We start from the raw sequence: 3,841 nt of genomic DNA, 5'->3' as shown, positions 1-3,841 counted from the left end.
TACGGGCGAGGGGGTCGGCTCCTCGGCGACGGCCGGCTCTCGGCCGACGTCGGTGACCGGAGGGCTCCCGTCGGCGGCCGGTCCGCCCCCGGCTGCGGCTGCGGCATCGCGGCAATCTCCTCTCGCGCCGGTAGCGAGGTTAGTACCGGCATGCCACCAGCGACGAACCCGTCCACCGTCGGTCGCCCTCGGGCAACACCGGGTGAGGGTGCCGTAACGGGTCAGACCGGGCGCTCCGGCAGCGGTGGCTCGGGCTGGCCGGTGCCGAGGGCGGGCGATGGTCGCCGCGCGGCTGGCGCCGGCGGGGTGGTCGCGGGGACCTTGAGATCCGATCGCATTTACCGAGCCTGAGCACGGCGTGTCGCCTCGGAGAATGCGACTCGATCATCGGGAGCGGGCGGTGGCGGCGGAGGGCCCGCGCGGAGGGCGTTCACCTGGGCGGGGCAGCGGGTGCGCTCCGGTCGGGTCCGTCCCGGGTTGGCGGACGGTGCGGCGTGGTGGGTGGCCGACGGGCGCGTACCCTTGGGCATCATGAGTGCCCCGTCCACGACGCCGCGCCCCGCCGCGGCCAATTCCGTCTGGCCCCGGCTGGAGCCGCTGCTGCCCCAGGTGACCAAGCCCATCCAGTACGTCGGTGGCGAGTTGGGTGCGGTGGTCAAGGACTGGGACGCGGCCACCGTGCGCTGGGCGCTGATGTATCCCGACGCGTACGAGGTCGGCCTGCCCAACCAGGGCGTGCAGATCCTCTACGAGGTGCTCAACGAGCTGCCCGACGTGCTCGCCGAGCGCACCTACGCGGTCTGGCCGGACCTGGAGAAGCTGATGCGCGCCCACGGCGTGCCGCAGTTCACCGTCGACGCGCACCGCTCGGTGCGCGACTTCGACGTGTTCGGCGTCTCGTTCTCCACCGAGCTGGGCTACACCAACCTGCTCACCGCGATCGACCTGGCCGGCATCCCGCTGCTCGCCGCCGACCGCACCGACGCCGACCCGGTGATCCTGGCCGGCGGGCACGCCGCGTTCAACCCGGAGCCGATCGCCGACTTCGTCGACGCCGCCGTGCTGGGCGACGGCGAGGAGGCGGTCCTGGAGATCACCACGATCGTCCGGCAGTGGAAGGCCGAGGGCTCCCCGGGCGGGCGCGACGAGCTGTTGCTGCGGCTGGCCCGCACCGAGAGCGTCTACGTGCCGCGCTTCTACGACGTGGACTACCTGCCCGACGGCCGGATCCAGCGGGTCGTGCCGAACCGGGCGGACGTGCCGTTCCGGGTGCACAAGCGCACGACGATGGACCTGGACGCCTGGCCGTACCCGAAGAAGCCCCTCGTGCCGCTCGCTGAGACCGTGCACGAGCGGTACGCGGTGGAGATCTTCCGGGGTTGCACCCGGGGCTGCCGGTTCTGCCAGGCCGGCATGATCACCCGCCCGGTCCGGGAGCGCTCGATCACCACCGTCGGTCAGATGGTCCGCGACGGGCTGGAGTTCTCCGGCTTCCACGAGGTGGGCCTGCTGTCGCTCTCCTCGGCCGACCACTCCGAGATCGGCGACATGTGCTCGGGCCTGGCCCAGCAGTACGAGGGCACCAACGTGTCCCTGTCGCTGCCGTCGACCCGGGTGGACGCGTTCAACATCGACCTGGCCCAGGAGCTGTCCCGCAACGGCCGGCGTACCGGCCTGACCTTCGCCCCGGAGGGCGGGTCGGAGCGGATCCGCAAGGTCATCAACAAGATGGTGTCGAAGGAAGACCTGATCCGCACCGTCGTGACCGCGTACACCAACGGCTGGCGGCAGGTGAAGCTGTACTTCATGTGCGGCCTGCCCACCGAGACCGACGCCGACGTCCTCGAGATCGCCGACATGGCGCACGAGGTCATCAAGGCCGGCCGGGCCGCCACCGGGTCCAAGGACATCCGCTGCACCGTCTCCATCGGCGGCTTCGTGCCGAAGCCGCACACCCCGTTCCAGTGGGCGCCGATGGAGCGCCCCGAGGTGATCGACCACCGGCTCAAGATCCTCAAGCAGGCGATCAACTCGGATCGCTCGCTGGGCCGGGCGATCGGCTACCGCTACCACGACGGCGAGCCGTCGCTGATCGAGGGCCTGCTCAGCCGCGGTGACCGCCGGGTCGGCGCGGTGATCCGCAAGGTCTGGGAGAACGGCGGCCGGTTCGACGGCTGGAGCGAGCACTTCTCCTACCAGCGCTGGGTGGACGCGGCGGCCGAGATGCTGCCCGCGTTCGGCGTGGACCTGGACTGGTACACCACCCGGGAGCGCGACGAGCTGGAGGTCCTGCCCTGGGACCACCTCGACTCGGGCCTGGACAAGGACTGGCTCTGGCAGGACTGGCAGGACTCGCTCTCCGAGTACGAGCAGGACGACTGCCGCTGGACCCCGTGCTTCGACTGCGGCGTCTGCCCGTCGATGGACACCGAGATCCAGATCGGCCCCACCGGCCGCAAGTTGCTCCCGCTCACCCCGGTCAACGGCCTGAAGGTCCCCACCGGCGCCCAGCAGTGACCGTACGGGGCGGGTGCGCCGCGCGTGGGCGCGCCACCCGCCCCGCCCCGGCGATCATGAAGTTATTGTCACCGGCATCCGTGGCATCTTCATGACCGACCGGTCCTGACACCGAGGAGCACGACGATCAGCAGGAAACCACAGCCGGAGGGCGGGCAGGCGCCAGTCGTCCAGCGCGTCCGGATCCGGTACGCCAAGCGCGGCCCGCTCCGGTTCACCTCGCACCGGGACTTCGCCCGGGCCTTCGAGCGCGCGTTGCGCCGGGCCGGCGTCCCGATCGCCTTCTCCCAGGGCTTCACGCCACACCCCAAGATCTCCTACGCCAGCGCGGCCCCCACCGGCGTCGCCAGCGAGGCGGAGTACCTCGAGATCGGCCTGCGCGAGCCGGTCGACCCGGAGCAACTGCGCGCCGCGCTGGACGCCGCGCTCTCGCCGGGGCTGGACGTGCTCGACGCGGTGATCGCCGCGAGCGGCAGCCTGGCCGACCGGATCGAGGCCTCGCACTGGCGCATCGAGCTGCCCGAGGTCGAGCCGGCCGCGCTGCACCGCGCCGTCGCCGCCTTCACCGCCGCCGACGAGATCCAGGTCGAGCGGATGACCAAGCAGGGCCGGCGCACCTTCGACGCCCGGGCCGCCGTCATGCGTATCGATGTGGTGCCGCCCGCGGAGACGCCTTCCGGGGTACCGGACTCCTCGTGTGCGATACTCGAACTGGTCGTGCGGCAGGTCACCCCGTCCGTACGGCCCGATGACGTCCTTTCCGGCCTCCGCGTGGTGGCCGACCTGGTGCCGCCGGTTTCACCGAGGGTGATCCGGCTGGCGCAGGGCACGCTGACCGCGCAGGGTGCGATCGTGGATCCGTTGGACGCGGACCGCGACGGGGCAACCATCGGTGAGCACTGACCGACGGTCGGTGCTCTAGGCAGGCAGACTTCGGCGGTCGCGCACCTCGCGCGCCCGGCGGAAACACTTTTGCGGCAACCCTGCGTGGCAGCGCTCACCCGCGCCCGGGGCGGCCAGAACTGGAGAACGTCCATGCTCGAGAACGAGCCCGAGGGCGGCGAACGGACCGGCGCACAGCCGGCCGGCCAGACCGCCGACGCCACCGACAGCACCAGCGCCGAGGGTGCCGCCACCGACAGCGCCGCCGAGGCCGCGCCGAAGCGCCGGCGCACCACCCGGCGCAAGGCGGCCCCGCTGAACCAGCCGGAGCAGGTCGAGGCGCCCGCCGAGGCGTCGGCGGCCGCCCCCGTCCGCCACCGACGAGGCGCACCAGGGCGAGGTGCTGGCCCCGGTCGCCGGTGAACTGGACACCCCGCCCAAG

At 72.2% G+C, this 3,841-nt stretch carries 3 protein-coding genes; all 3 read left to right on the top strand.

The features are described from left to right. Positions 1 to 531 precede the first annotated feature (531 nt). Complete coding sequence (locus tag JNW89_RS30355; protein ID WP_238451690.1) at positions 532 to 2,517, top strand: TIGR03960 family B12-binding radical SAM protein; 1,986 nt, start codon at positions 532 to 534, stop codon at positions 2,515 to 2,517. A gap of 183 nt (positions 2,518 to 2,700) precedes the next feature. After that, complete coding sequence (locus tag JNW89_RS30350; protein WP_238451691.1) at positions 2,701 to 3,420, top strand: TIGR03936 family radical SAM-associated protein; 720 nt, start codon at positions 2,701 to 2,703, stop codon at positions 3,418 to 3,420. Positions 3,421 to 3,552: 132 nt separating this feature from the next. After that, positions 3,553 to 3,822 carry a hypothetical protein gene (locus tag JNW89_RS30345; protein ID WP_238451689.1) on the top strand — a complete coding sequence of 90 codons (270 nt, stop codon included), beginning with the start codon at positions 3,553 to 3,555 and terminating at the stop codon, positions 3,820 to 3,822. The last annotated feature ends 19 nt before the right edge of the window (positions 3,823 to 3,841 follow it).

The organism is Micromonospora sp. 4G55, from assembly GCF_016803375.1.
This window is presented reverse-complemented; position numbering and strand designations above follow the sequence as displayed.